This is a genomic window from Mycobacterium sp. SMC-16 (genome assembly GCF_046250085.1).
Lineage (GTDB): Bacteria > Actinomycetota > Actinomycetes > Mycobacteriales > Mycobacteriaceae > Mycobacterium > Mycobacterium phocaicum.
This window is the reverse complement of record NZ_CP176427.1, coordinates 863,395-889,852: the sequence shown is the minus strand read 5'-3', so window position 1 is coordinate 889,852 and position 26,458 is coordinate 863,395. Positions and strand designations below refer to the sequence as shown.

Genomic DNA, 26,458 nt, shown 5'->3' with positions numbered 1-26,458 from the left:
CCGGAAGCGGCGACGGATGAACTGGCCTCGCTGGGGTTCTTCTCCAGTTGATCCGCCCCTGAACTACCCCAGGTTTTGTTCCGATCCGTATTGGAGGATTGGAATCATGCCGAAGCAGTATCCGCCGGAGATCCGGCACAAAGCGGTCCGCTTGGTGGCGGCGGTCATGGAGGAAGACTCGGTGCTGACCGAGTACGAGGCGATCCGCCGGGTCGCGGCCAAGATGCATGTGGCCGAGGAAACCGTGCGCCGGTGGTTGCGTAAGGCTCAGGTCGACGCCGGCGAGCGTACGGGCACCACCAGCGCCGAGCATGCGGAGATCCGTCGGCTCAAGCGTGAGCTCGCCGAGGCCTGCCGGGCCAACGAGATCCTCAAAGCCGCGTCGGCGTTTTTTGCCGCAGAGCTCGACCGCCCCACGACGAAATGATCGCGTTCATCGACACCTATCGCGGCCAGTTCGGGGTTGAGCTCATCTGCCGCACCCTGGGTGCCACACTCATGGGCTGGATCACCTCGCGTGGCTATCGTGCCGCCAAATCCCGTGCAGTATCGGCACGTTCGATCAGCGACGCGCAACTGGTCGACACCATCAGGACCTTACACGAGCAGAATTTCTCGGTGTATGGGGTGAAGAAAATGCATGCTCTGCTGCGGCGGGAAGGCTACGCCGTCGGCCGTGAACAGACCCGCCGGCTGATGCGCCTGGCCGGGGTACGCGGAGTGCACCGCGGGCGGCGGGTGTTCACCACCCACGTCGATCCTGATCCGACCAAACCGAAGGACCTGGTGAAGCGCAATTTCGTTGCCACCCAACCGAATCAGCTGCGGGTGGTCGATATCACCTAATGGGAGAGTCGGATTTCGTTCCGACACGCAGGAGGCGAACCGGCAGGGGTCACTGAGATTTCACCGATCCGGGCGCAGTCTGGCCGGTGAGCTGCCGGCAGGTGATCACTGCATGTGATGACACGGACGCGTCAGAGATCTCTTATGTAGACGGTGACCCTGCCGGTCCGCCACGAGGTACGTGATCGGCTAGTGTCCTGCGCCGGGAATCCATTGATTAATTGTAGAATTGGCTGGTGGCGAGCAGGGGCAGGCCGGTAGTTGAGTTGGTGTTGACCGATGACGAGCGTGAGACGTTGCAGCGGTGGGCGCGGCGGGCGAAGTCCTCGCAGGCGTTGGCGCAGCGGTCTCGGATCGTGTTGGGTTGTGCGGCAGGTAAATCCAACAAGGAGGTGGCGGCCGAGGAGGGCGTGTGGCCACAGACGGTGGGTAAGTGGCGCCGGCGGTTCCTGGCCGATCGTCTTGACGGCCTCGATGACGATCCGCGTCCGGGTGGGCCGCGCACCATCACCGATGAGCAGATCGAGGCGGTGCTCGTGGCGACATTGGAACGCACGCCGACCGATGCCACCCATTGGTCGCGCGCGTCGATGGCCAAGGAGTCGGGACTGTCGAAGTCCACGGTGGGTCGTGTGTGGAAAGCGTTCGGACTCAAACCGCATTTGGTCGACACCTTCAAGATCAGCAACGACCCGCAGTTCGTCGACAAGGTCCGCGATGTGGTCGGGTTGTATCTGGACCCGCCGGAGAAGGCGTTGGTGCTCTGTGTGGACGAAAAGTCACAGATCCAGGCGTTGGACCGGTCAGTTCCGGTGCTGCCGATGATGCCCGGCATGCCGGAGCGCCGCACCCACGACTATGTACGTCACGGCATCACCACGCTGTTCGCCGCCTTAGACGTGGCCACCGGCGAGATCTACGGATCGATCCATCGCCGGCACCGCGCGGTGGAGTTCAAGAAGTTCCTCACCAAACTTGACCAGCAGATCCCCGCCGAGTTGGACGTCCACTTGATCTGTGACAACTACGCCACCCACAAATCACCAGCGGTCGCGAAATGGCTTGCCGCACATCCGCGTTTCCACATGCATTTCACCCCGACCTACTCATCGTGGCTCAATCAGGTCGAACGCTGGTTCGGGTTGCTGACCGACAAGAAGTTGCGCCGCGGAACACACCGCTCAATTCAGGCTCTGGAGAACGATATTCGTGACTGGATCCGAGTGTGGAATGAAAATCCACGGCCATTCAGCTGGACCAGAACCGCAGACGATATCCTCGAACGCCTCTCCCTATATCTTCAACGGATTCCCGGCGCAGGACACTAGTGAGATGCCGCGCCATCGAGCGCTGTCCATTAGGTCGCCGCACCAGCCTCGAGCTCAACGAAGGAGAACACGCGGCAACTGGAACGGAGACAACTACATGACGCTGACCTGCGGGGTCGACTGGGCCGAGGTGGTGCTTGGCCAACGGCCAGATGTGGGACGACATCGCTGCCTGGCCACACCGAGAGCAGGAAAATCCGGCCGCTGCTTGACAACTCACTCGCGTGGGATGTCTACGTCCGATTGGCTGGCGGGGCGTTCGTGGACACCGCGTTCGCCATCGACGCCTACGCCGGGCGGATCGTGGGCTGAGAATGCGCCACCGGCAACACCGACATATTGGTGCGGACCACCATCACCTGTTGACCGTCTCTCTGGATGGCTATCACGGGGTGGCCATTCGTCATTGATCTTGCCGATGTGATCGGTGGCGTGGCCCGCCGGCTTGAGCTTGGTGGTGTGCACCATCAGTGTGATGAGGAACTGATGGGTGCGCGGCACCCCGCCGAAGTCTTGGCGGGCTCGCAGGGTGCCGCGCTGTAGTGCACGGAGGCACTGATGGTGACGGTAGAGGCTGATCTGGTCTGCGTCGAGTCCCGGTTGGCAGCTGGCCAGATCAGCTGCCCGGCGTGCTCGCAGGGTGTTCTTGGCGGCTGGGGATTCGCCCGCACTCGCCGTGTCGTCGGTCTGGCCGGTGCGGTTCGGCCGCGGCGGGCGCGGTGCCGGTCGTGTCTGGTGACCCATGTGTTGTTGCCGGTCACGGTGTTGCTGCGTAGGGCTTATGCGGCACAGGTGATTTGGGAGTCTTTGTCGCTGCGCGGCCACGGGCAGGGGTATCGGCAGATCGCTGAGCAGTTGCGGGTTCCGGCGGCCACGGTCCGCGGCTGGCTACGTCGGGCCGGCGGGCGACTTGAGGCGGTTCGGGCGCGGTTCCTCATGGTGGCGGTTCGAGTCGGGATCGATGTGACGATTCCCGACGAGCGGAGCAGTCCCTGGGGTGACGTGGTGGCGGCGGTCAACGCCGCGGCGGCGGCGATCCGGCAGCGGTTCGGACCGGCCGGATTGGTGGGCGCGGTGACGCCGGCACAGGTGCTGGTCGCGGTCAGCGGCGGCCGGCTGCTCTCACCGGGCTGGTCCTGGATGCGGTAGGTCCGGTACGCAACACCAGTTGCCTCTGACGCGGCGCGGCGTGATCGGTGATCCTCGCGAAGGCACCTGCCCGGCATTGGTTTCGGGCAGGGCCTTCGACTGCGAGGAGGGCACTGCGGTGTCATTGGAGGAGCACAAGCGTCGGGAGCGGGCCCAAGCGATCGGACTGTTCCGGTATCAGCTGATCTGCCCGGCGCTGGACGAGGGGTTATCGACCCGCCAACGGGGTCGGCTGGTCCGCGAGATCGCCGAACGTCGCCATATCGACCCGTTCGGCACCCAGGTCCAGATCGCGCGAGCCACCCTGGACCGTTGGATCCGTCGCTACCGGGCCGGCGGGTTCGAAGCGTTGGTGCCCGAGCCGCGCCGGCTGGCCACCCGCACCGATGTCGGGGTGCTGGAGCTGGCCGCCTCGTTGAAGCGGGAGAATCCGTCACGCACCACCGCCCAGGTGGCCCGCATCCTGCGCACCGCGACCGGATGGGCACCCTCGGAATCGACCCTGCTGCGCCATTTCCATCGCTGCGAGCTGATGGGCCCGGCCGCCGGTGGCGCCAGGGAGGTGTTCGGCCGGTTCGAAGCCGCCGACCCCAACGAACTGTGGGTCGGCGACGCTCTGCACGGTCCGCGGGTCGGTGACCGCAAGACCTACCTGTTCGCCTTCCTCGACGACCATTCTCGGTTGGTGGTCGGTCACCGGTTCGGGTTCGCCGAGGACACCGTGCGTCTGGCGGCCGCGCTCAAACCCGCGCTGGCCGCCCGCGGCGTGCCAGCCTCGATTTATGTCGACAATGGTTCGGCGTTCGTCGATGCCTGGCTGCTGCGGGCGTGCGCGAAACTCGGTATCCGACTGGTACATTCGGCGCCCGGGCGCCCGCAGGGACGGGGCAAGATTGAACGGTTCTTCCGCACCGTGCGTGGGCAGTTCCTCGTTGAGGTCACCGACACCACCACCGAGGACCTCGCCGCCGCCGGGGTCGACCACACCGGTGCGCTGTTGGAGCTCAACCGGCTGTTCATGGCCTGGGTCGAGACCGAATACCACCGCCGCACCCATACCGAGACCGGGCAATCCCCACTGGAGCGCTGGGACACCGGCTGGGACCGCCTTGGTCACACTCCGGAGTTGCCGACGGCGGCGGATCTGACCGAGGCGTTCTTGTGGTCGGAATTTCGGGTGGTGACCAAGACCGCCACCGTCTCCCTGCATTCCAACACCTACCAGGTCGACCCCGCCCTGGCCGGGCGCCGCGTGGAGCTGGTGTTCTCCCCGTTCGACCTGCAGACCGTCGAGGTCCGCCACCGCGACCAGAGTTTCGGTGCCGCGACACCGCACACCATCAGCCGCCATGCCCACCCGAAAGCCCGACCCGAGACCGTCGAGACCCCGCCGGCAACGACGGGGATCGATTACCTGGCGTTGACCGCTGCCGCCCATCACGAGCAGCTGCGTGAGGATGAACGTATCGGCTATCACGCCCTCTACGGAACCGACTCCGACGGCGACCAGGTCGCCGCTCAGCTCTCGATCACCGACCTCGCTCCCACCGAGGACGAGTTCGAGGACGGGGTGTCGGCGTGAGTATTCAACGGTTGCAATCACATTGGGGCTTCACACGGATGCCGTTCGGGCGGGATCTGGCGCCGTCGATGCTGCACCGCCACCCCGGCCACAGCGAAGCGATCGCCCGCATCGGCTGGTGTGTGGACCAATGCGCCATCGGCGTCATCACCGGCGAAGTCGGCGCTGGCAAAACCGTCGCGATCCGCGCGGCAGCCACCTCCTTGGATCCGGCGCGGCACGTAATCATCTACCTCGCCAACCCCACCATCGGGGTGCGCGGCATGCTCACCCACATCGTGGCCACCCTCGGGCACACCCCGGCGTTTCACACCGCCCGGCTGGCTCCCCAAGCCGCAGACGCCTTGGCCGCCGAGCACGCTGAACGTGGCCGCAACCCCGTGTTAGTCGTCGATGAAGCCCACCTGCTCGACAACCATCAACTCGAAGCGATCCGGCTGCTGACCAACCACGACATGGACAGTGGTTCACCGTTCGCCGTGGTCCTGGTCGGGCAACCCACCCTGCGGCACCGACTGCGTCTGGGTGTTCTGGCCGCGTTGGATCAGCGCATCGCCGTGCGCTACACCCTGCCCGGCATGACAGCGGCCGACACCGCCGACTACATCGGGCATCACACCAAGATCGCCGGCCGCTCCGATGCGCTGTTCGCCGACGACGCGATGACCCTGATCCACAACGCCTCCCGTGGACATCCGCGTGCGGTCAACAATCTCGCCCTGCACGCGCTCACGGCCGCGTTCGCCGCCGGGCACTCCATCGTCGGGGAGAAAGCCGCCCGCATCGCCATCAGCGAAACAGCAACCGACTGAACCCGATCCGCTTCACCACGGCGACGACCACGTCACCGCGACGAGGATCCCGTCACCGAGATCACAAACGCCCCGCTCGCCACAGTCGAGCGGGGCGTTCTCATCAGTGCATCGTCATCAACACCGATGACGCCGACATCGTCATCTTCAACGACGGCCAACAATCACCCAGGCCGCAGCACTGCGGGTTGTTCGAGTGCTTCCTTCCAGTTGGTGACCACCTGCCCTTCCACGAGGCGTCCGGGGGCTGTGCGGCCCTGTTTCTGGCCGCGTTCCTTGGCCCGCTCGGCGGCGCGTTTGTCTTCGATGTTGCAGATCGCCAGCCACAGCAATTTGACGACCGAGGCATCGTTGGGGAACTGGCCGTGGTTCTTGATGATCTTGCGCATCTGGTAGTTCAGCGATTCGATTGAGTTGGTTGTGTAGATCACCCGGCGCAGCTCGGGCGGGAACGCTAAAAACGGGATGAACTGCTCCCATGCCCGTTCGAAAACCATTGTCACCGTTGGGTTCTTCTTCCCAAGATCCGAGGCGGCGAACGCGTCCAACTCGACGCGGGCAGCGTCGGCATCGGGTGCGGTGTAGATCGGCTTGAGCGCCGCGGCCACGGCCTTGCGATCGGCATAGGACACGAACCGCAGCGCGTTGCGGATCAGGTGCACCACGCAGGTCTGCACCGCGGCCTGCGACCAGGTCGCGGCGATCGCCTCCGGAAAGCCCGTGAGCCCGTCGCAGCACACGATGAGCACGTCCTTGACACCCCGATTGGCCAGGTCCGCGCACACCGACGCCCAGAACGAGGCACCTTCATTGGGCTGGACCCAGATCCCCAGAACGTTCTCGACCCCGGCCATATCCACGCCCACGGCGATGTGCGCGGCCTTGTTGCGGGTGTGGCCACCGTCTTTGACCTTCACGATCATCGCGTCGAGGTAGATCACCGGATACAGCGGCTCCAACGGCCGGCGCTGCCAGGCCAGCACCTCATCGGAGATCTCGTCGACGATCTTGGAGATCGTCTCGTGCGACACCTCGGTCCCGATCGTCGACGCGAGGTGAAATGTTGTTCAGCTGTGGTGCGGCGGGACGTTTTCCCGTAGCCAGCGATCCCGGTCACCATCCCCCGAATCTGGCTGATCGTTACATTCGTCCCGGGTAACGTCCGGCAAAACGTCGCCGAACACCTTGTTAACTAGGTCGCGCGAGGGCTGTGTATCGCTCATCACAAGCCACCACGAGTATGATCAAGATCACACCTTTGCCAAATTGAAGGGTTCAGGTGGGACGAGCCCATGACCACTCCGTTCGACCATCGAGCCCCATGGGAGCTCAGCTATCAGATGTCCAGGCTGGACAGCTGCGCGATGATGTACGCCGCCAACGGCCCCAGCGTCGCCATACCGTCGCGCACCGACGCACGCGAGCCGGCGATGTTGACCACCAGCGTGCTTCCCGAGACCCCGGCCAGGCCACGTGAGAGCCCAGCGTCCGAAATGCCCGCGGCGAGGCCCGAGGAACGCAGCGCCTCGGCGATACCCAGCAACTCCCGATCGAGCATGGTGCGGGTGGCTTCCGGCGTGACATCGCGCGGGCTGACGCCGGTGCCACCAACCGAGATGACCAGGTCGACACCACCGATCACCGCGGTGTTCAGGGCATTGCGAATCTCGATCTCATCGGCCGGGACCACGACGACGCCGTCGACGAGGAAGCCGGCCTCACCGAGCAGTTCGGTGACCAACGGGCCGCTGTGATCCTCTTCGCCGTGCGCGGTCCGGTCATCCACGACCACGACGAGTGCGCGCCCGGCCAATTCCCCTGCCTGTTCCATGCCTGTCACCGTATATCCCGCCTCTGACATCGAACTCCGCCCCGTTCCCATCACTGCTGCGCCCTACCCAGGGTCACCTGAACGGTCTGCGGTTTGCCCGCGGTGTCCAGGTAGGTCAACGTGACCTTGTCTCCGGGCGCCTTCGAGCGCACCGCCGCCACCAGCGCATCGGCGCTGCTGATCACCCGGTCGTCCACCTTGGTCACCACCACACCGCTGGGCAGGCCGGCCGACTGGGCCGCGCCGCCGTTGGTGACGTCGACGATCTTGGCGCCGTCGATGGTCTTGTCGTTGCCAACCTGCACGCCGAGCGACGCATGGCTCGCGATGCCGTTCTTGATCAGCTCGTCGGCGATGCGCTTGGCCTGGTCCACCGGAATGGCGAAGCCCAGGCCGATCGAACCGCTCTGCGACTGGCCGGAATCCCCGCCGAGCGTCGCGATCGCCGAGTTGATGCCGACCAGCTCGCCGCTCATGTTGACGAGCGCGCCACCGGAGTTGCCGGGGTTGATCGCGGCGTCGGTCTGGATGGCGTCCAGCACGGTGTTCTGGTTCTTGGCATCGCCGCCGGCGGCGACGGGGCGATTCAGCGAGCTGATGATGCCCTCGGTCACCGTGCCCTGCAGACCCAGCGGCGAACCGACGGCCACCACCTGCTGGCCCACCACCAGGTTGGACGACGATCCCAGCGCGATGGGCGTCAGGCCCGAGACGCCCTTGGCCCGCACGACTGCGATGTCACTGCTCGGATCCGTCCCGACGATCTGGAACGTCGCGGTGCTACCGGTGTTGAACGTGACCTTGGTCTGCACCGGCGGAGCCCCGGGCGGCGGGGCGTCTTTGGCACCGGCCACCACGTGGTTGTTGGTGAGGATGAGCCCGTCGGCGGACAGGATGATGCCCGAGCCCTCCTCGGAGGCCCGGCCCATGTCGGTCTCGAGTTTCACGACACTGGGCACCACCTTGGCGGCGACCTGCTCCACCGAACCGATCGGCGCATTCCCGGCGTGCTGTCCGCGCGCCGAACCGCCCAACGAGGTCGAGCTGCTCGAGTAGTCGGGCTGCGCCAGCATCACGATGCCGCCGCCGATACCCGCGGACACCAGTGCCACCGCCGCCATACCGGCGATCAGAGTCCCTGTGCGGGAACGGTTTTGCGGCCGGGGCGCGATCGAAGGCCGGCCGTTCGGCGACCCGTTGCGATAGGGGTCGTACGGCTGCGTGCCGTACTGGCCCGTCGAGTACTGGCCGGTGGTGTACGAACCGGTCTGGTGCTGCCCCGTCTGGTACTGACCGGTCGAGTAGCTGCCCGTGGGGTACTGCCCGGTGTTCTGTTGCTGGCCGGCGTAGCGCCAGTCGTACGACGACCCCTGCTGCGGCGACGCGCCGTAGCCAGGTGCGGACTGATAGGAATCAGGACGCCGACCGGACTCGGGCTGCTGCGAGTACCTCGGGTGATTCGTCATTACTGGTCGACACTCTTCCTGTATTTCCGCTTTCGTTGCCGGGACAACGAACGACATGACCCGACGGTGCCCTTTCGGGCTGAGAATCCACTGAGACACCACAGGCCGCACCCTAGACTTCCTCCCCCGTCCGGGCAGGTTCATTTTCCGTGGTCACGCCCGTTACGTCCAGCCCAGAGGGCCGGTGTGTTGCGGTCACGCCCGAGGGCCGTCCCGGCAACACGAGATGGATCGACGTGCCCGGCGGCGACCCGCCCGGCACGGTGTCCTCGATCCGCAGTGCGCCACCATGTTTGAGCACAACCTGCTTGACGATGGCCAGCCCGAGACCGGAACCGGGCATCGCCCGTGCCGTCGTCGACCGGTAGAAGCGCTCGAACACCAGCGCCCGCTCCTGCGGCGGGATACCCGGCCCCCAGTCGGACACCACGAGCTCGGCGTGCGTCGGATTGATGCGCCCGAGCCGGACCACCACCACCGAGCCGGCCGGACTCCACTTGGCGGCGTTGTCGAGCAGGTTCAGCACCGCCCGGGACAACCCGGCCCCGTCGCCGTACACCTGCCAGCCGGCGATGTCGACGTCGAAGTCAATGTCGTTGCGGCGGCGGCGAACTCGTTCCAGACTACGCTCGACGACCTCGGCCATCTCGACGGGCTCGTGGACCGTCACCGCGGCGTCGTCGCGGGTCAGGTCGACCAGGTCGCCGACGAGCGTGGACAGCTCCTCGATCTGGGCGATGACGTCGGACTGCAGACCCGCCATCTCCTCCTCGGGGAACGGCGGCGCACCGGGTGCCATGGCCGCCATCAGCAGTTCGACATTGGTCCGCAGTGACGTCAGCGGTGTGCGCAACTCATGCCCGGCATCCGACACCAACCGGGCCTGCCGGTCTCTCGACTCGGCGAGCGCCCGCAACATCATGTTGAAAGCCTCTGTCAGCCTGGCCAATTCGTCATTGCCGTACACCGGGATGGGGCGCAGATCATCGGTGCGGGCCACGCGTTCGGTGGCCTCGGTCAACCGGGCCACGGGTCTCAGCCCGGTCCGCGCGACCGTGCCACCGGCGATCGCGGCGACGGCCATGCCGATTCCACCCACGATGAGCAAAATGGTGCCCAGCCGTTTGAGCACCTGGCTGGTGGGCCAGAGATTCTTCGAGATCAGCAGCGAGTTACCCGACTGCAGATGCACCGCCAGCACGCGCTGATAGTTGGTGGTACGCAACGACATCAGCAGCTTGCCGGCGATGACGTCCTTCTCCGGCGTCCCGAGCGGCAGCGTCTGCCCCTGCTGATTCGCGGTGTAGATCGACTGGCCCGGGATGACGTACATCGCGTTGACGTCCGAGTAGGCGGTGCCCTCGATGGCCTTGCCGGGGTCGACGGCCAGGGAACCGCTCTCGATGAGCAGTTGCGCGCGGCTGTGCAACTGGTTGTCGATGTCGCCGTACAGCGCCTTGGACACCACCACGTACACCGCGACCGACATGAGGACGACGACCATCGCCACCATCGACATCGCGAGCAGCATGACGCGCCATTTCAGCGACACCGAGCTGGCGTCGTGTTGCACCGTGCCGTCCGGCGTCGTCGCCGGCATCTGCGGCACTTCCCGCATCTTCCGATCCACGGTTGCGCGAAGCTTGTCGAGCATCAGGGCGGCGTCTCACGCAGCACGTAACCCACGCCGCGCACGGTATGGATCAGGCGTGGTTCTCCCTCGGCCTCGGTCTTGCGGCGCAGGTACCCGACGTAGACCTCGAGGGCATTGCCCGACGTCGGAAAATCGAAGCCCCACACCTCTTCGAGGATCCGGCTGCGGCTGAGTACCCGGCGCGGGTTGTGGATGAGCATCTCGAGCAGCGAGAACTCGGTGCGGGTCAGGCTGATCGACCGGGACCCCCGGGTGACCTCGCGGGTCACCGGATCGAGGCTGAGGTCGGAAAACGTCAACGCCGCCGACTCGGCGCCGTCGGCGGGGCCGGTACGGCGGAGCAGGGCCCGCATCCGGGCCAGGAGCTCCTCGAGCGCGAAAGGCTTCGGCAGGTAATCGTCGGCACCGGCGTCGAGGCCGGCCACCCGCTCATCGATCGAGTCACGGGCGGTCAGCATCAGCACCGGAAGGTCGTCACCGCTGCTGCGCAGCTGACGGCAGACACCGCGCCCATCCAGCCGGGGCATCATGTCGTCGAGCACGACAGCGTCGGGCCGGTCGCTGGAGATGCGCTCCAGCGCCTCGACACCGTCTTGAGCCAGTTCGACCGAGTACCCGTTGAAAGTCAGTGACCGACGCAGTGATTCGCGTACAGCGCGGTCATCGTCGACTACAAGGATTCGCACAGGCACAGTCTCACCCCACCATCTGAGAGCGGACTGAGAAGACGCGCCACGCGGGCGCGAGAAAAACCGTCAGTCGGTTCAGGCGCGACGGTCGAGGTCGACGAGACCCAGACGCGCGGCCTTGAGCAGGCGACGCGGCACCTTGTGTGCCTGACCGGCGACGTTCACGCTGACCAGGCCGGTGGCCTCGGCCTTCCACTGCGCGCGACGGCTACGGGTGTTCGAGCGCGACATCCTGCGCTTGGGCACAGCCATGATGTGCACCTCTCTAACTAAACGGAATTGCTTTGCGGTCAGCCGCGCGACGTACGAAGGCCGGCAGAAACTACCTTGCTCCTCGCGTGCGCAGCGATTGCACCTCAGGATAGCCGCCGACCTGCGTAGGCTCCAAAACGTCGCCCCAACCGGGCAACACGCAACCCCCAGCCCCCTTGACTCGGTACCGCTAGTACCGACTAACCTCCCTACCGGTTGGTTGAACGACGGGAGTGTGTGTGACATCACCAGCAGTCCGGATCGGTAACTGCTCAGGGTTCTATGGCGACCGGCTGGCGGCGATGCACGAGATGCTCGCCGGGGGTGAGCTGGACTACCTGACCGGCGACTACCTCGCCGAGCTGACCATGCTGATCCTCGCGCGGGACCGGGCCAAGAACCCCGACCTCGGGTACGCCAAGACCTTCCTGCGCCAACTGGAGCAGTCCCTCGGCCTCGCCCTGGACAAGGGCGTGAAGATCGTGGCCAACGCCGGCGGCCTCAATCCGGCGGGCCTGGCAGCAGCGGTACGCGCCCTGGCCGACAAGCTCGGGCTGTCGGTCAACGTGGCACACGTCGAGGGCGACGATCTCGTGGCGCGCGCTGACGAGCTCGGCTTCGGCACCCCGCTGTCGGCCAACGCCTACCTCGGCGCCTGGGGCATCGTGGACTGCCTGAAGTCCGGCGCCGACGTCGTCGTCACCGGCCGGGTCACCGACGCCTCGGTGATCGTCGGACCGGCCGCCGCCCACTTCGGCTGGGCCCGAACCGACTACGACGCACTCGCCGGCGCCATCGCCGCCGGCCACGTCATCGAATGCGGCATGCAGGCCACCGGTGGCAACTTCAGCTTCTTCACCGAGATTCCCGACCTCATCCGCCCCGGTTTCCCGCTGGCGGAGATCTCCGCCGACGGGTCGTCGGTGATCACCAAGCACCCCGGCACCGGCGGACGCGTCAGCGTCGACACCGTCACCGCGCAGCTGCTGTATGAGATCACCGGCGCGCGTTACGCCAACCCCGACGCGACCCTGCGGGTCGACTCGCTGGAGCTGACGTCCGACGGCGCGGACCGGGTCCGCATCTCCGGCGTCCGCGGCGAGGCGCCGCCGCCCACGTTGAAGGTGTCCCTCAACAGCATCGGCGGCTTCCGCAATGCCGCGTCGTTCATCCTCACCGGCCTCGACATCGAGGCGAAGGCCGATCTGCTGCAGCGCCAGCTGGAGGCCGGCATCACGCAGCGCCCGGCCGAGTTGCAGTGGACGCTGGCGCGGACCGATCATCCCGACGCCGACACCGAGGAGCGCGCCAGCGCGCTGCTGCACTGCGTGGTGCGCGACCCCGATCCGGCCAAGGTCGGCCGCCAATTCTCCGCAGCGGCAGTCGAACTCGCGCTGGCCAGCTACCCGGGCTTCACCACCACCGCGCCCCCGGGCGACGGCCAGGTGTACGGCCTGTTCAAGCCCGGCTACGTCGACGCGGCCCTGGTGCCGCACGTGGCGGTACTGGCCGATGGCACCCGCACCAACATCGCGCCGTCCGCCGAGACGGTGACGCTGGGACCGGTCGACGATCCGGCGCTGCCGGAACCCCTGCCCGCCGGGCCGGTCCGTCGCGCACCGCTGGGCACCATCGCCGGGGCCCGCAGCGGCGACAAGGGCGGCTCTGCCAATGTCGGGGTCTGGGTCCGCACGGACGACCAATGGCGTTGGCTGGCAAACGCATTGACGGTCGAGAAGCTGCGCGAGCTCCTGCCCGAGGCAGCCGAGCTGCCCGTGACCCGGCACCTGCTGCCCAACCTGCGCGCCATCAACTTCGTCATCGAGGGCATCCTCGGCGAAGGCGTCGCGTATCAGGCCCGATTCGATCCCCAGGCCAAGGGCCTCGGGGAATGGCTACGAACCCGCCATCTCGACATCCCGGAGGAACTGTTTTCGTGAGCATCTGGACCACGCCCGAACGTGACGCACTGCGAAAGACCGTGCGCGCGTTCGCCGAACGCGAGATCCTCCCCCACGTCGACGAATGGGAGCGCAGCGGCGAGCTGCCCCGTTCGCTGCACGAGGCAGCCGGTGCCGCCGGACTGTTGGGCGCCCAGGCGCCCGAGTCCGTTGGCGGCGGGGGCGGCGACGGCGCCGACGCCGTGATCGTCTGCGAGGAGCTGCATTACGCCGGCGTGCCCGGCGGCGTCTTCGCGTCGCTGTTCACCTGCGGCATCTCCACCCCGCACATGATCGCCTCGGGCGACCAGCGACTGATCGACACCTACGTGCGACCGACGTTGCAGGGCAAGATGATCGGCTCCCTGGCCATCACCGAACCCGGCGGCGGCTCGGATGTCGGGCACCTGACGACCCGCGCCGACCGCGACGGTGACGACTTCATCATCAACGGCGCCAAGACCTACATCACCTCGGGTGTGCGTGCCGACTATGTGGTGACAGCGGTGCGCACCGGAGGCCCTGGCGCAGCGGGTGTTTCGCTGATCGTGGTGGACAAGGACACGCCGGGCTTCACCGTCAGCCGCAAGCTGGAGAAGATGGGCTGGCGCTCGTCGGACACCGCCGAGCTGTCCTACGTCGACGTCCGTGTCCCGGCCGCCAACCTGGTCGGGCCCGAGAACTCCGGCTTCCTACAGATCGCCGGCGCCTTCGTCTCCGAGCGGGTCGGCCTTGCCGCGCAGGCGTATGCGAGCGCGCAGCGCTGCCTGGACCTGACCGTGCAGTGGTGCCGGGACCGGGAGACGTTCGGCCGGCCGCTCATCACGCGGCAGTCGGTGCAGAACACCCTCGCCGAGATGGCGCGGCGCATCGACGTCGCCCGGGTGTACACGCATCACCTGGTCGAGCGGGAGCTCGCCGGTGAGACGAACCTGATCGCCGAGGTCTGTTTCGCGAAGAACACGGCCGTCGAGGCCGGTGAGTGGGTGGCCAATGCGGGCGTCCAGTTGTTCGGCGGCATGGGCTACATGGCCGAGTCGGAAATCGAACGGCAGTACCGCGACATGCGCATCATCGGCATCGGCGGCGGCACCACCGAGATTCTCACCTCGCTGGCTGCCAAGACGTTGGGATTCCAGTCATGACCGCCCTCAAATCTCGGCTCGACACCGCGGCGGCGGGCTACACCGAAGCAGCCGCGGCGATGACGGCCAAGCTCACCGAGCTGGATGCCGAACACGCCAAGGCGCTGGCCGGAGGCGGCGCGAAATACGTTGACCGCCACCATGCCCGGGGCAAGCTCACCGCACGTGAACGCATCGAGCAGCTGGTCGACCAGGATTCGCCATTCCTGGAGCTGAGCCCCCTGGCCGCCTGGGGCAGCGACTTTGTCGTCGGCGCCAGCCTGGTCACCGGCATCGGGACGGTCGAGGGCGTCGAGTGCCTGATCGTCGCCAATGATCCGACGGTCAAGGGCGGCACGAGCAACCCGTGGACGCTCAAGAAGATCCTGCGCGCCAACCAGATTGCCCGCGAGAACCGGCTGCCGGTGATCTCGATGGTCGAGTCGGGCGGCGCGGATCTGCCCACGCAGAAGGAAATCTTCATTCCCGGTGGCGCGATGTTCCGCGACCTGACCCGGCTGTCGGCAGAGGGCATCCCGACCATCGCGCTGGTGTTCGGCAACTCGACGGCCGGCGGCGCCTACATCCCCGGCATGTCCGACCACGTGGTGATGATCAAAGAACGCTCAAAGGTGTTCCTGGCCGGGCCACCGCTGGTCAAGATGGCCACCGGCGAAGAGTCCGACGACGAATCGCTCGGCGGCGCCGAAATGCACTCCCGCACATCGGGTCTCGGTGACTACCTGGCCCAGGACGAGCTCGACGCCATCCGCATCGGCCGGCGCATCGTGGCCCGGCTGAACTGGCGCAAGCAGGGCCCGACGCCGGCACCGGTCGTGCCGCCGCTGTATCCAGAAGACGAACTGCTCGGCATCGTCGGTGCCGATCTGCGCATCCCGTTCGATCCGCGTGACGTCATCGCCCGCATCGTCGACGGCTCGGACTTCGACGAATTCAAGCCGCTGTACGGCTCGTCGCTGGTGACCGGCTGGGCCAACCTCTGGGGCTACCCCGTCGGCATCCTGGCCAACGCGCGTGGCGTGTTGTTCAGTGAGGAATCCCAGAAGGCCACCCAGTTCATCCAGCTGGCCAACCGCTCCGACACGCCATTGTTGTTCCTGCACAACACCACCGGCTACATGGTCGGCAAGGCGTATGAGGAAGGCGGCATGATCAAGCACGGCTCGATGATGATCAACGCCGTCTCCAATTCGAAGGTGCCGCACATCTCGCTGCTCATCGGTGCCTCGTACGGCGCCGGCCATTACGGCATGTGCGGGCGGGCCTACGACCCCCGATTCCTGTTCGCCTGGCCCAGTGCGAAATCCGCGGTGATGGGCGGTGCGCAGCTGGCCGGTGTGCTCTCGATCGTCAGCCGGGCGGCCACCGTGGCCCGGGGCGGCCAGGTCGACGAAGCCGCCGACGCCGCGCTGCGAGCCGCCGTCGAAGCGCAGATCGACGCCGAGTCGCTGCCGGCATTCCTGTCCGGCCGGCTCTACGACGACGGCATCATCGACCCCCGCGACACCCGCACCGTGCTGGGAATGTGCTTGTCCGCCATTGCCAATGCCCCGATCGAGGGGACGTCGAACTTCGGCGTCTTCCGGATGTGAGTTGAGTAGCCAGATGATCACGAAAGTCCTTGTCGCCAACCGCGGCGAGATCGCTCGCCGGGTATTCGCCACCTGCCGCCGCCTCGGTATCAGCACCGTCGCGGTGTACACCGATCCCGACGCGGCCGCACCGCACGTCGCCGAGGCCGACGACCGGGCGCGCCTGGACGGCCGCACCGGATATCTCGACGCCGCCCAGCTGATCGCCGCGGCCAAGGCGTCGGGCGCCGACGCCATCCATCCCGGATACGGATTCCTCTCGGAGAACCCGGATTTCGCGGCCGCGGTGCAGGATGCCGGGCTGACCTGGATCGGCCCGCCGGTGGCCGCCGTGCAGGCCATGGGCTCGAAGATCGAGGCCAAGAAGCTGATGTCGGCGGCCGGTGTTCCGGTGCTGACCGAGCTGGACCCCGACACCGTCACCGCCGACCAGCTGCCGGTGCTGATCAAGGCGTCAGCCGGCGGCGGCGGTCGCGGCATGCGTGTGGTCCGCGAATTGTCGGCGCTGCCGGCGGAAGTCGCGGCGGCGCAGCGCGAAGCACAGTCCGCGTTCGGCGACCCGACGGTGTTCTGCGAGCGCTACCTGGCCAGCGGCCACCACATCGAGGTGCAGGTCATGGCCGACGCGCACGGCACCGTCTGGGCCGTCGGCGAACGCGAGTGTTCCATCCAGCGGCGGCACCAGAAGGTCATCGAGGAGGCGCCGTCCCCGCTCGTGGAGCGGACCCCGGGCATGCGCGCCAAGCTGTTCGAGGCGGCCCGGTTGGCGGCCACGGCGATCGGGTACACCGGCGCCGGCACCGTCGAGTTCATGTCCGACGCCAATGGCGACTTCTTCTTCCTGGAGATGAACACCCGCCTGCAGGTCGAGCACCCGGTCACCGAGGAGACCACCGGACTCGATCTGGTCGAACTGCAGCTGGACGTGGCCGACGGTGGTGCACTCGCCGCGGAACCGCCAGCAACGCAAGGACATTCGATCGAGGCCCGGCTCTACGCCGAGGACCCGGCCAAGGACTGGCAGCCGCAGGCCGGCACAGTGCACCGCTTCGAGGTACCGGGCGTCCGGACCGAGTTCAGTCTCTTGGGCCGAGCCGGCACGCGCGTCGACTCCGGCATCGTCGACGGTTCGGTGGTGTCGGTGTTCTACGACCCGATGCTGGCCAAGGTCATCTCGTTCGCACCGACCCGCGACCGGGCGGCGGCGATCCTCGCCGACGCGCTGTCCCGGGCCCGCATCCACGGCCTGCGCACCAACCGCGACCTGCTGGTGAACGTGTTGCGGCACCCCGCTTTCCTGGCCGGTGACACCGACACCGCGTTCTTCGACACGCACGGACTGGCCGAGCTGGCGGCCCCGGCGGACACCGACGTCACGCTGGCCGCTGTCGCCGCGGCCCTTGCCGACGCCGCGCACAACCGGGCCACGGCAACGGTTTTCGCCGCCGCGCCGAGCGGCTGGCGGAACCTCGCGTCGGGCTACCAGAACCGTTCGTACACCGACGCGGCCGGGGCGGAGCACCAGGTGCGGTACCGGTTCACCCGCGACGGCGTCGACCTGCCCGACCGGGACGACGTCACCGTGGTGACCACCGACCCGGCTCGGGTGGTGTTGTCGGTCAACGGAGTTGAGCGGTCGTTCGACGTCGCGCGTTACGACGCCGACGTGTTCGTCGACTCCCCCGCCGGTGCTGTGCACCTCGTCGCTCAGCCGAGGTTCCCCGACCCGGACTCCGCGGTGGCCCAAGGCTCCCTGCTGGCCCCGATGCCTGGGCTGGTGGTCCGGGTCGGCGCGGCCGTCGGCGACGCGGTCACGGCCGGCCAGCCGCTGATCTGGCTGGAAGCCATGAAAATGGAACACACGATCGCCGCACCGGATTCCGGTGTGCTCACCGAACTCAACGTGCAACCCGGCCAGCAGGTCGATGTCGGCGCTGTGCTGGCCCGCGTAGAAACCCCCGAAGGAGAATGACCGTGTCTTTCATCGAAACCGACGAGCGCAAGGCGCTTCGTGAGGCCGTCGTCGCCATGGCGTCGAAATTCGGCCAGGACTACTTCCTGGAGAAGGCCCGCGCCGGACAGCACACCGACGAATTGTGGTCCGAGGCAGGCAAATTGGGCTTCCTCGGCGTCAACATGCCCGAGGAGTACGGCGGCGGTGGCGCCGGCATGTACGAGCTGAGCCTGGTCATGGAAGAGATGGCTGCCAATGGCTGTCCGCTGCTGATGATGGTGGTCTCGTCGGCCATCAACGGCACCATCATCTCGAAGTACGGCACCGAGGAGCAGAAGAAGCGCTGGGTCCCGGGCCTCGCGGACGGCTCGTTCACCATGGCGTTCGCGATCACCGAACCCGATGCCGGCTCCAACAGCCACCGCATCACCACGACGGCGCGCCGCGACGGCGGCGACTGGATCCTGTCCGGCCAGAAGGTCTTTATCTCCGGTATCGACCAGGCCGACGCCGTGCTGGTCGTCGGGCGCACCGAGGACCACAAGACCGGCAACCTCAAGCCGGCACTGTTCGTGGTCCCAACCGATGCACCGGGCCTGAGCTGGACCAAGATCGAGATGGAGATCATCAGCCCCGAGAGCCAGTTCCAGGTGTTCCTGGACGAGGTGCGGCTGCCCGCCGACGCGCTCGTCGGCTCCGAGGACGCCGCGATCGCGCAGCTGTTCGCGGGCCTGAACCCGGAGCGGATCATCGGTGCGGCCATGGCCGTCGGCACCGGTCGACTCGCGATCCGCACCGCGACCGAGTACGTCAAGACCCGTCAGGTCTGGAAGGTGCCGATCGGTTCGCACCAGGGCATCTCGCACCCGCTGGCTCAGATCCACATCGAGCTCGAGCTGGCCAAGCTGATGATGCAGAAGGCCGCCACGCTGTACGACGCCGGTGACGACTTCGGTGCCGCCGAAGCCGCCAACATGGCCAAGTACGCCGCAGGCGAGGCCTCGGTCCGCGCGGTCGACCAGGCCGTGCAGTCGCTCGGCGGCAACGGCCTGACGAAGGAGTACGGCATCGCCGCCGCGGTCACGGCGTCGCGACTGGCGCGCATCGCTCCGGTCAGCCGTGAGATGGTGCTTAACTTCGTGGCGCAGACCTCGCTGGGTCTGCCGCGCTCGTACTGACAGGAAAGTCTCATGACCGCACTGGTCCACTACTCCGTCGAAAACGGTGTCGCCCGGCTGACGCTGGACTCACCGCACAACCGCAATGCGATGTCGACCGCGCTGGTGGACCAGTTGCGGCAGGGCCTCACCGATGCTGCGGACGATCCGGGCGTGCGGGTCGTGGTGCTCGGCCACACCGGCGGCACGTTCTGCGCCGGGGCCGATCTGAGTGAAGCCGCGGGGCGCGACCCCGGCGACCTGGCCACCGCTCGCGCCCTGGAGGCGGCGCGGCTGCTGCGCTCGATCCTGGAGTTGCCCATTCCGGTGATCGCGGCGGTCGACGGTCACGTCCGGGCCGGCGGTATGGGGCTGATCGGTGCGTGCGACCTGGTGGTCGCAGGCACCGCCAGCACCTTCGCGTTGACCGAGGCCCGGATCGGGGTGGCGCCGTCGATCATCTCGCTGACGCTGCTGCCGAAGATGACGGCCCGCGCGGCCGGCCGCTACTTCGTGACCGGCGAGAAGTTCGGCGCCGAGGAGGCCGAACGGATCGGTCTGGTGACGGTGGCGACCGACGACGTGCCGGCCGCGGTGGCGAAACTGACCGACGAGATCACCAAGGGCTCGCCGCAGGGCCTGGCCGCATCGAAGGCGCTGACCACGGCCGCGATACTGGCTGACTTCGACCGCGATGCCGAGAAGCTGGCCAAGCAATCGGCGGAGTTGTTCGTCTCCGACGAGGCTCGCGAAGGCATGATGGCCTTCCTCCAGAAGCGGCAGCCGAACTGGAATAAGTGATCCACATCCCGTAACGGATGGGACGTCGATGCGGCCACAGTTTGCCTCAACAGCCTTGCAAGTCGCTGTGATCGTCGTAGGCTTGAGTTGATGAGCACCCCAGGTTCGCGCGCACAGATGCGCGCCGCCGATACCGACCGGATCCAGGTCGCTCACCTCCTCAGCGATGCGGCCGCCCAGGGACGGCTCCCGATGTCCGAGTACGAGGACAGGCTCAACCGCGCCTATTCGGCGCAGACGTACGCCGAACTGTCGAAGTTGAGTGCAGACCTGCCGTACATCACCACCGCGCCGTGGGAAACGGGCGGCGAATGCCATCCCGCGCCCTCGACGCTGTTGCTGGCGATCATGAGCGGATTCGAACGACGGGGACGCTGGAACGTCCCGCAGCGGCTGACGTCGTTCTCGCTCTTCGGCGGTGGCGTCATCGATCTGCGGTACGCCGATTTCACGTCACCGGATGTCGAGATCCACTCCTACTCGATCTTCGGCGGGCAGACCATCCTGCTGCCGCCGGAGGTCAACGTCGACGTGCACGGTGTCGGTGTCATGGGCGCGTTCGACCACCTCGGACAGCAGGGCACGCCCGGCGCCCCGCGCGTCACCATCCGCGGCTTCTCACTGTGGGGCCGCGTCGGCATCAAGTCCAAGAAGCGCAAGCCCCCGCCCGCCGACTGACCCATCTCTCCGCGAGCTAACCCCTTTTCCCGCTAGTTAGCCCCTTCCCGCGAGCTAGCCCCTTTCCGCGAGCGGCCGTGTTTGTACCGCGACACGCCGTGATCGGCGTACATTTTCGGGCCACTCGCGGGCGACGAGCGTGCGCGTCCTGCACAGGTTCGAGTGCGCGTCAGCGACGACGACGCCGCGACCGCAGGTAGTCACCGACCACCGCGGCACCCAGCCCGTCGAGCTCGGGCACCACGACGCGACCTTCGACGCGCCGGGCCACCTGGTCGATGAACCGCGCCAGGCCGGGATCGCTACCCAACCGGAAGATCGTGGTCTGCGCGCCCAGCCGGGCCACCTCGTCGAAGCTGCGCACCGTGAAGGCGATGGTGCGCGGGTGCGGCGGGTAGTCGAAGAACGTCTCGGTCCCGTTGCGGTATTGCTCGAGGTGGGCCGTCGGCTCGCCGTCGGTGACGACGAGCACCACAGGCTGCGCGTTGGGATGACGCCGCAGATGCCGGCCGGCGAGCAACAGCGCGTGGTGCAGGTTGGTGCCCTGCTCGTACACGCCTTCCAGTCCGGTGAGTTCAGCCGCCGAGACCGTGCGGGCATGCCGGCCAAATGCGATGATCTGCAACGCATCTGACCGGAACCTGGTACTCACCAGGTGATTGAGCGCCAGCGCGGTGCGCTTCATCGGCAGCCACCGGTTCTCCATGACCATCGAGAACGAGGTGTCCACCAACAGCGCCACCACGGCCTGGGTGCGGGTCTCGGTTTCCGAGATCTCGACGTCATCGACGGTGATCCGCAGGGGCCCGTCCTCGCGCGTACCAGCCTGCCGCAGTACCGCGTTGGTCAAGGTACGGGTGACGTTCCAGGGCTCGGTGTCGCCGAACTGCCACGGCCGGGTGGCGCCGGTCAGTTCACCGGCGGCACCGGCGCGACGGGTGTCCCGCTCACCGTGGCGACCCGAAAGCTGTTGTGCCACATCGCGAAGCGCCGCCTGGCCCAGCTGCCGCATCGCCTTCGGCGACAACCGCCACTGCCCGTCGGAACCGCGGTCCAGGAAGCCCTGATTCATCAGGGTGCGTTCCAGTTCCGCCAGGGCACGAGCGTCGACGGCGGCCTCGTCGCCCAGTTGCCGGGCCAGCATGTCCAGATCGACGTCGTCCATCTGGGCACCGGCGTAGCTCTGCGAGAGCTGTTCCGCCAGTTGTTCCAACTCCGCGATGTCTTCCATCGCCTGCGCGGCCTCGCCCATCCCGAGCGGGTTGTTTCCGGTGAAACTCCGCTCGCCGGTCCAGTCCTCCCCCGGGCGGGCGGCCTGCAGGTTGGCATCGAGCCGATCGAGCGCGTTCATCAGTGACGGTGATCCGAATGCCTGCTGCGCCAACGCATCCAACTCGGCGCGCTGATCGGGTGACAGGCTGTTGCGGAACCGCTGTGCGGCCGCGGCACGCTTGGCCAGCGAGTCGAGCAACTCGTCGACGTTCTGCGGGTTCTCCGGGAAGAACTGGCCGTGCTTGGCCATGAAATCCTGGAAATCCTGCTGGGTGTCTTCACCGTTGGAGTGCTTCTCCAGCAGGTTGTTCAGATCGTCGAGCATGTCGTTGACGGCCTGACGATCCTCGTCGGTGGCGTTCTGCAGCGCATCCTTCATGCCGGCGAACCGTTGGTCCAGCATCTCCCGGCCCAGCAGATCCTTGATCTGCTCGTACTTCTGCCGGGCTTCCGCCGAGCGCCAGTCGTATTCGGATAGTTCCTGCACCGCCTTGGCCGGCGACGGCGACAGCGACTCCAACTGCAGTTCACCGAACCGCGCGTCGTCGTCGAGCGCGCGGGCCAGTTCCTTGCGCTCGGCGAGCACGGCCTCGTCGAGCAGCTTCTTGATCTCCTGCAGCGTGCCGTCAAGGTTGTTGCGCGACAGCAACTCCCGACGGCGCCGGTTGGCCTCGGCGGCCAGCCGGTCGGCGCCGCGCATGTTCTGGGTACCCCGGCGCAGCAGCTCGGACAGCGCGCGTCGGGGCGACGCGCCCTCCATGACGTCCTGTCCGATCTGCTCCAGTGCCTCCCGCAGGTCGACCGGAGGCGCCAGCGGGTCGGGCCCGCCGGTGTAGCGCGAATACCGCGAGAGGTGTTTAGCCATATACCGTTTCGCCGTCGTCGGAGGTCTTGTCGATGCGCTTGGCCAGGTACAGCGCTTCCAGCGCCAGCTCGACGGCCGCCGCCCGCTCGCCGTCGGACTGCGCGCCCAACCGGTCGGCGATCGCGTCGATCACCGGCAGGTCCGGCAGCGCGGCCAGCACGTCCTTGGCCGACACCCGCTCGCCCGTCGTGACCGGCGAATCGCCTTCCACCGCAACGACCAGGGAACCGACGTCGATGCCGCCGAGCAGCCGTTGCGCGGTGTCCGCGGTGGCCCGCCGCAGCAGGTGCTCCAGGACGGCCTGCTCGCGGCCTTCCTCACCCGACTCGAATTCCAGCTTGCCGCGCAGCACGCCGATGATGGTCTGCAGATCGACCACCCGGGCGACCGGATCCTGTTCACCCAGAATCGCGGAGCGGTGCTGGGCCGCGGCGCCGACGGTTTCGGCCGCCGCGATCGCGAAACGGGCCGAGACGCCGGAGCGCTGATCGATCGACTGCGACTCGCGCAGGTACCGGGCGAACCGGGCCAGGATCTGCAACAGGTACTCCGGGACCTCGGCGGCCAGGTGCGCTTCCTGCTTGATGACGCCGACCTCGGCGTCGAGCTCCAGCGGGTAGTGGGTGCGGATCTCGGCGCCGAAGCGGTCCTTCAGCGGCGTGATGATGCGGCCACGGTTGGTGTAGTCCTCGGGGTTGGCGCTGGCCACCACGAGCACATCCAGCGGCAGTCGCAGGGTGTAGCCACGCACCTGGATGTCGCGCTCCTCCATCACGTTGAGCATGGCGACCTGGATGCGCTCGGCGAGGTCGGGCAACTCGTTGATCGCGACGATGCCGCGGTGCGCGCGCGGGATGAGGCCGTAGGCGATGGTCTCCGGGTCGCCCAGGCTGCGTCCCTCGGCCACCTTGATGGGGTCGATGTCGCCGACGAGGTCGGCGACGCTGGTGTCGGGCGTCGCCAGCTTCTCGAAGTAGCGCTCGCTGCGGTGTTGCCAGGTGATCGGCAGGTCGTCGCCGGAGTCCGCGGCCCGGCGGATCGACTCGGGCGTGATCGGCGAGTAGGGGTGCTCGCCCAGCTCCGAGCCCGCGATGACGGGCGTCCACTCGTCCAGCAGACCGACCAGGCCGCGCAGCAGGCGGGTCTTGCCCTGCCCGCGCTCGCCGAGCAGCACGATGTCGTGCCCGGCGATCAGCGCGCGCTCCAGCTGCGGCAGGACGGTGTCCTCGAAGCCGAAGATGCCGGGCCAGACGTCGTCGCCGTCAGCCAGTGCTGCCAGCAGGTTCTCGCGGATCTCGGTCTTGATGCCCCGCTCGCGGTGGCCCGAGGCCTTGAGTTCGCCGACGGTCCTGGGCAGGTCGGCTGGAAGGTCGTTAGGTGATGTCACGACCTCCACGCTACGACGGTGCACGGTGAGCGGCAGCCCCTTGGGCTCCGGAGCTTTACCCAGTACCCTCGGTATCGTGAACTCGCTCGACTGGACTCACCGCCCCACCGACCTCGAGTTCGGCCCCGCCGCGTGGCAGAGCCGACTGCTCGGCGGTTTGACCGCGGTGTTCGTCCGACCGGTAATTGCCCTGCTCACGCTCATCGGCATGGTGGTCAACCGGTTCCATCCGGAACTGGTGCAGCGGGGCCGCTACGACATCATCGACGGGCCGTTCCGCGCGTTCCGCGCGCTGCCCGGCACCACGGTGACACCGATCAGGCTGGACGACTGCGACGCCGAATGGATCGTCGCGCCGCGCGCACAGGGTTCCGATCGCGTGATCATCTACTTCCACGGTTCGGCGCTGATCACCCTCGGTCTGAACTCACACCGGCGCTGGGCCAGCAAGCTGTCGGCCGCGACCGGCGCCCGGGTCCTGAACGTCGGCTACCGACTGGCACCGCAGGCCCTGATCGAGGACGCCATCGCCGACGGCGTGTGCGCCTACCGCATGGTGCTCGCCGCCGGCGTCGACGCGGAGAAGATCGTGTTCGCGGGCGACTCCGCCGGCGGCCTGATCGCGACCGGCACCGCGCTCGCGGTGCGTGACGCCGGCCTGCAGGTGCCCGCCGGCCAGATTCTGCTGTCACCGCTGACGTCGTCCGACATGAACCTGAAGTACAACGCGATGCTCGAACACCGCGACGTGCTGTTCCCGTTCATGGCGGTGAAGTACCTCTACGACGTCTTCGCGACCAAGAACGGCACCCACCCGGTACCGGAGATGCCCACCGAGGCCGACCTGCACGGCCTGGGACCGACGCTCCTGCAGGTCGGCAACAACGAGATGCTGCGCAACGACTCGTTCGCACTCGCCGACGCCTTGCGCGCCGCCGGGGCGCTCGCCTGGGTTCAGGTGTGGGACAAGGCGATGCACATGTTCCAGCTGAGCTTCGACGTCAACCCGGATGCCCGTAAGGCCGTCGACGAGATCGTGGACTTCTTCGAATACGCCACCACGCAGCACCAGCCCGGCGAGGTCGCGTCCTAACCGGTGGTCGACCATTCTGCACGCAGGAAAGTGAGCAACCTGCGCGCGGCGGGAGTGCCTGCGGTCGGCGCCCACGCCAGCGCGATCTGACGCTGATAGCTGTTGGGCGACAACGGGATTTCGCGGACCTTACGTGAGGTGTGCTCGTCGTGCGGTAGCAACGCGATACCCATGCCACGGCCGACCAACTCGCGGATGGTCGAGAACTCCGTGATCTCCACTGGCACGTGGGGCACGAATCCCGAATCGCGGCACCAGCTTTCAGTTGCCTGACGCAAGTGATAGCTGGCCGGGTTGGCGATGAAGGTCTCGTCGCGCAGTTCGTCCAGCCGCAGACGGCGACGGGCAGCGAGCGGATGAGCCGCCGGTAACACGGCCCGGATCGGTTGGCCGCCGATCACCACATGCTCGACACCGTCCGGCGGCGGGATCACCACCGCGACGTCAAGCGCCCCGGCTTTCAGGTCCGCGGTGAGTTCACTGCCGTGTGCCTGTTTGATCTGCAGCCGGATTCCCGGTGCGCGCCGGTGGAATTCGGTGAGCAGGTTCGGCACCGCGCCGGCCCCCATCGTCAGAGGGAAGCCGAACCGGACGGTGCCGTGCTCGGGGTCGGCTTCCCCGGCGATGATCTCGACCGTCGCCTCGAGTTGATGCAACGGGCGCCGCACCTGCTCGGCCAGCTGCACCGCCACCGGTGTCAGGCGTACTGTCCGCCCTTCCTGGGTAAGCAGCCGGACGCCGAGTGTCTTCTCCAACGCGTGGATGCGCCGACTCATCGACGACTGTGGAATCCCCAGGCTGTCGGCAGCTCGGGTCATGTGTCCGCCCTGCGAGTCCAGCTCTTCGAGCGCCCGCAGCTGTGGCGCCAGCAGGCTCATCCATTGATCCATATTCGGATGGTAATCACCAGAACATTCATTGGACGGATCGAATCGGCGCGAGTGATGCTGGAGTCAACGAGACAA

At 67.1% G+C, this 26,458-nt stretch carries 23 protein-coding genes and 1 pseudogene; 14 read left to right on the top strand and 10 right to left on the bottom strand.

From position 1 onward, the window contains the following. Positions 1–106 precede the first annotated feature (106 nt). From ACJEIK_RS04265 to ACJEIK_RS04255, 3 genes are all read left to right on the top strand, one after another. The gene (locus ACJEIK_RS04265; RefSeq protein ID WP_409431112.1) at positions 107–427 is read left to right on the top strand and encodes a transposase; all 321 of its coding nucleotides are present in this window, start codon (positions 107–109) and stop codon (positions 425–427) included. Further along, entirely contained in the window at positions 424–846 is a 423-nt protein-coding gene (locus tag ACJEIK_RS04260) for an IS3 family transposase (protein ID WP_409431111.1), read from the top strand. The genes ACJEIK_RS04265 and ACJEIK_RS04260 overlap by 4 nt, the downstream gene beginning before the upstream one ends. 236 nt (positions 847–1,082) lie before the next feature. Beyond that, complete coding sequence (locus tag ACJEIK_RS04255; protein WP_409431110.1) at positions 1,083–2,174, top strand: IS630 family transposase; 1,092 nt, start codon at positions 1,083–1,085, stop codon at positions 2,172–2,174. A 216-nt stretch (positions 2,175–2,390) separates the two neighbouring features. Here the strand turns inward: ACJEIK_RS04255 and ACJEIK_RS04250 are convergent, their stop codons facing one another. Next, on the bottom strand, positions 2,391–2,675 hold the full coding sequence (locus ACJEIK_RS04250; RefSeq protein ID WP_409431109.1) for a hypothetical protein: 285 nt from the start codon (positions 2,673–2,675) through the stop codon (positions 2,391–2,393). 57 nt (positions 2,676–2,732) lie between these two features. Here ACJEIK_RS04250 and ACJEIK_RS04245 point away from each other — a divergent pair, with 57 nt between their 5' ends. The 3 genes from ACJEIK_RS04245 (at position 2,733) to ACJEIK_RS04235 (ending at position 5,717) form a co-directional block, all read left to right on the top strand. Next, the gene (locus ACJEIK_RS04245; RefSeq protein WP_061000565.1) at positions 2,733–3,323 is read left to right on the top strand and encodes a hypothetical protein; all 591 of its coding nucleotides are present in this window, start codon (positions 2,733–2,735) and stop codon (positions 3,321–3,323) included. 118 nt (positions 3,324–3,441) lie between these two features. Continuing rightward, positions 3,442–4,905 carry a DDE-type integrase/transposase/recombinase gene (locus tag ACJEIK_RS04240; RefSeq protein WP_071289796.1) on the top strand — a complete coding sequence of 488 codons (1,464 nt, stop codon included), beginning with the start codon at positions 3,442–3,444 and terminating at the stop codon, positions 4,903–4,905. 38 nt (positions 4,906–4,943) lie between these two features. Continuing rightward, the gene (locus ACJEIK_RS04235; protein WP_226522213.1) at positions 4,944–5,717 is read left to right on the top strand and encodes an ExeA family protein; all 774 of its coding nucleotides are present in this window, start codon (positions 4,944–4,946) and stop codon (positions 5,715–5,717) included. A gap of 164 nt (positions 5,718–5,881) precedes the next feature. Here ACJEIK_RS04235 and ACJEIK_RS04230 read toward each other — a convergent pair. From ACJEIK_RS04230 to rpmF, 6 genes and pseudogenes are all read right to left on the bottom strand, one after another. After that, positions 5,882–6,778 (bottom strand): annotated as a pseudogene (locus ACJEIK_RS04230) (IS256 family transposase); the annotation flags it as partial. A gap of 275 nt (positions 6,779–7,053) precedes the next feature. Next, on the bottom strand, positions 7,054–7,578 hold the full coding sequence (locus ACJEIK_RS04225) for a molybdenum cofactor biosynthesis protein B (protein WP_133763292.1): 525 nt from the start codon (positions 7,576–7,578) through the stop codon (positions 7,054–7,056). A gap of 20 nt (positions 7,579–7,598) precedes the next feature. Next, on the bottom strand, positions 7,599–9,014 hold the full coding sequence (locus tag ACJEIK_RS04220; protein WP_409431108.1) for a trypsin-like peptidase domain-containing protein: 1,416 nt from the start codon (positions 9,012–9,014) through the stop codon (positions 7,599–7,601). Positions 9,015–9,126: 112 nt separating this feature from the next. Continuing rightward, the gene (locus tag ACJEIK_RS04215; protein ID WP_061005743.1) at positions 9,127–10,614 is read right to left on the bottom strand and encodes a sensor histidine kinase; all 1,488 of its coding nucleotides are present in this window, start codon (positions 10,612–10,614) and stop codon (positions 9,127–9,129) included. 53 nt (positions 10,615–10,667) lie between these two features. After that, the gene (locus ACJEIK_RS04210; RefSeq protein ID WP_020099048.1) at positions 10,668–11,354 is read right to left on the bottom strand and encodes a response regulator transcription factor; all 687 of its coding nucleotides are present in this window, start codon (positions 11,352–11,354) and stop codon (positions 10,668–10,670) included. A 78-nt stretch (positions 11,355–11,432) separates the two neighbouring features. Continuing rightward, positions 11,433–11,609: a 50S ribosomal protein L32 gene (rpmF, locus tag ACJEIK_RS04205; protein ID WP_133763289.1), complete on the bottom strand. Its 177-nt coding sequence runs from the start codon at positions 11,607–11,609 to the stop codon at positions 11,433–11,435. Between the two features lie 302 nt (positions 11,610–11,911). Between rpmF and ACJEIK_RS04200 the strand changes: the two genes are divergently transcribed. The 7 genes from ACJEIK_RS04200 (at position 11,912) to ACJEIK_RS04170 (ending at position 20,876) form a co-directional block, all read left to right on the top strand. Beyond that, positions 11,912–13,549 (top strand): acyclic terpene utilization AtuA family protein, encoded by a 1,638-nt coding sequence (locus ACJEIK_RS04200; RefSeq protein WP_237162827.1) that lies wholly within the window; start codon positions 11,912–11,914, stop codon positions 13,547–13,549. Further along, complete coding sequence (locus ACJEIK_RS04195) at positions 13,546–14,694, top strand: acyl-CoA dehydrogenase family protein (protein ID WP_061005709.1); 1,149 nt, start codon at positions 13,546–13,548, stop codon at positions 14,692–14,694. The genes ACJEIK_RS04200 and ACJEIK_RS04195 overlap by 4 nt, the downstream gene beginning before the upstream one ends. Beyond that, a complete protein-coding gene (locus ACJEIK_RS04190) occupies positions 14,691–16,286 on the top strand; it encodes an acyl-CoA carboxylase subunit beta (protein WP_409431107.1) in 1,596 nt (531 codons plus the stop codon). The genes ACJEIK_RS04195 and ACJEIK_RS04190 overlap by 4 nt, the downstream gene beginning before the upstream one ends. Positions 16,287–16,299: 13 nt before the next feature. After that, entirely contained in the window at positions 16,300–18,258 is a 1,959-nt protein-coding gene (locus tag ACJEIK_RS04185) for an acetyl/propionyl/methylcrotonyl-CoA carboxylase subunit alpha (protein WP_409431106.1), read from the top strand. Continuing rightward, positions 18,255–19,418 carry an acyl-CoA dehydrogenase family protein gene (locus tag ACJEIK_RS04180; RefSeq protein ID WP_406802340.1) on the top strand — a complete coding sequence of 388 codons (1,164 nt, stop codon included), beginning with the start codon at positions 18,255–18,257 and terminating at the stop codon, positions 19,416–19,418. The genes ACJEIK_RS04185 and ACJEIK_RS04180 overlap by 4 nt, the downstream gene beginning before the upstream one ends. Before the next feature lie 12 nt (positions 19,419–19,430). After that, positions 19,431–20,198, top strand: coding sequence for an enoyl-CoA hydratase family protein (locus tag ACJEIK_RS04175; RefSeq protein ID WP_409431105.1), 768 nt, complete (start codon positions 19,431–19,433; stop codon positions 20,196–20,198). Positions 20,199–20,288: 90 nt separating this feature from the next. Then, positions 20,289–20,876, top strand: coding sequence for a DUF1707 domain-containing protein (locus tag ACJEIK_RS04170; RefSeq protein ID WP_061005718.1), 588 nt, complete (start codon positions 20,289–20,291; stop codon positions 20,874–20,876). A 169-nt stretch (positions 20,877–21,045) separates the two neighbouring features. On the opposite strand, the gene ACJEIK_RS04165 is transcribed toward ACJEIK_RS04170, so the two are convergent. Continuing rightward, positions 21,046–23,013: a VWA domain-containing protein gene (locus ACJEIK_RS04165; protein WP_409431104.1), complete on the bottom strand. Its 1,968-nt coding sequence runs from the start codon at positions 23,011–23,013 to the stop codon at positions 21,046–21,048. Further along, positions 23,006–24,400 (bottom strand): sigma 54-interacting transcriptional regulator, encoded by a 1,395-nt coding sequence (locus ACJEIK_RS04160; protein ID WP_061005748.1) that lies wholly within the window; start codon positions 24,398–24,400, stop codon positions 23,006–23,008. The genes ACJEIK_RS04165 and ACJEIK_RS04160 overlap by 8 nt, the downstream gene beginning before the upstream one ends. Positions 24,401–24,476: 76 nt before the next feature. Here ACJEIK_RS04160 and ACJEIK_RS04155 point away from each other — a divergent pair, with 76 nt between their 5' ends. After that, entirely contained in the window at positions 24,477–25,493 is a 1,017-nt protein-coding gene (locus ACJEIK_RS04155) for an alpha/beta hydrolase (RefSeq protein WP_064860956.1), read from the top strand. On the opposite strand, the gene ACJEIK_RS04150 is transcribed toward ACJEIK_RS04155, so the two are convergent. Then, positions 25,490–26,383: a LysR family transcriptional regulator gene (locus tag ACJEIK_RS04150; protein WP_061005724.1), complete on the bottom strand. Its 894-nt coding sequence runs from the start codon at positions 26,381–26,383 to the stop codon at positions 25,490–25,492. The two genes, ACJEIK_RS04155 and ACJEIK_RS04150, sit on opposite strands and share 4 nt — an antisense overlap. Positions 26,384–26,458: the final 75 nt, after the last annotated feature.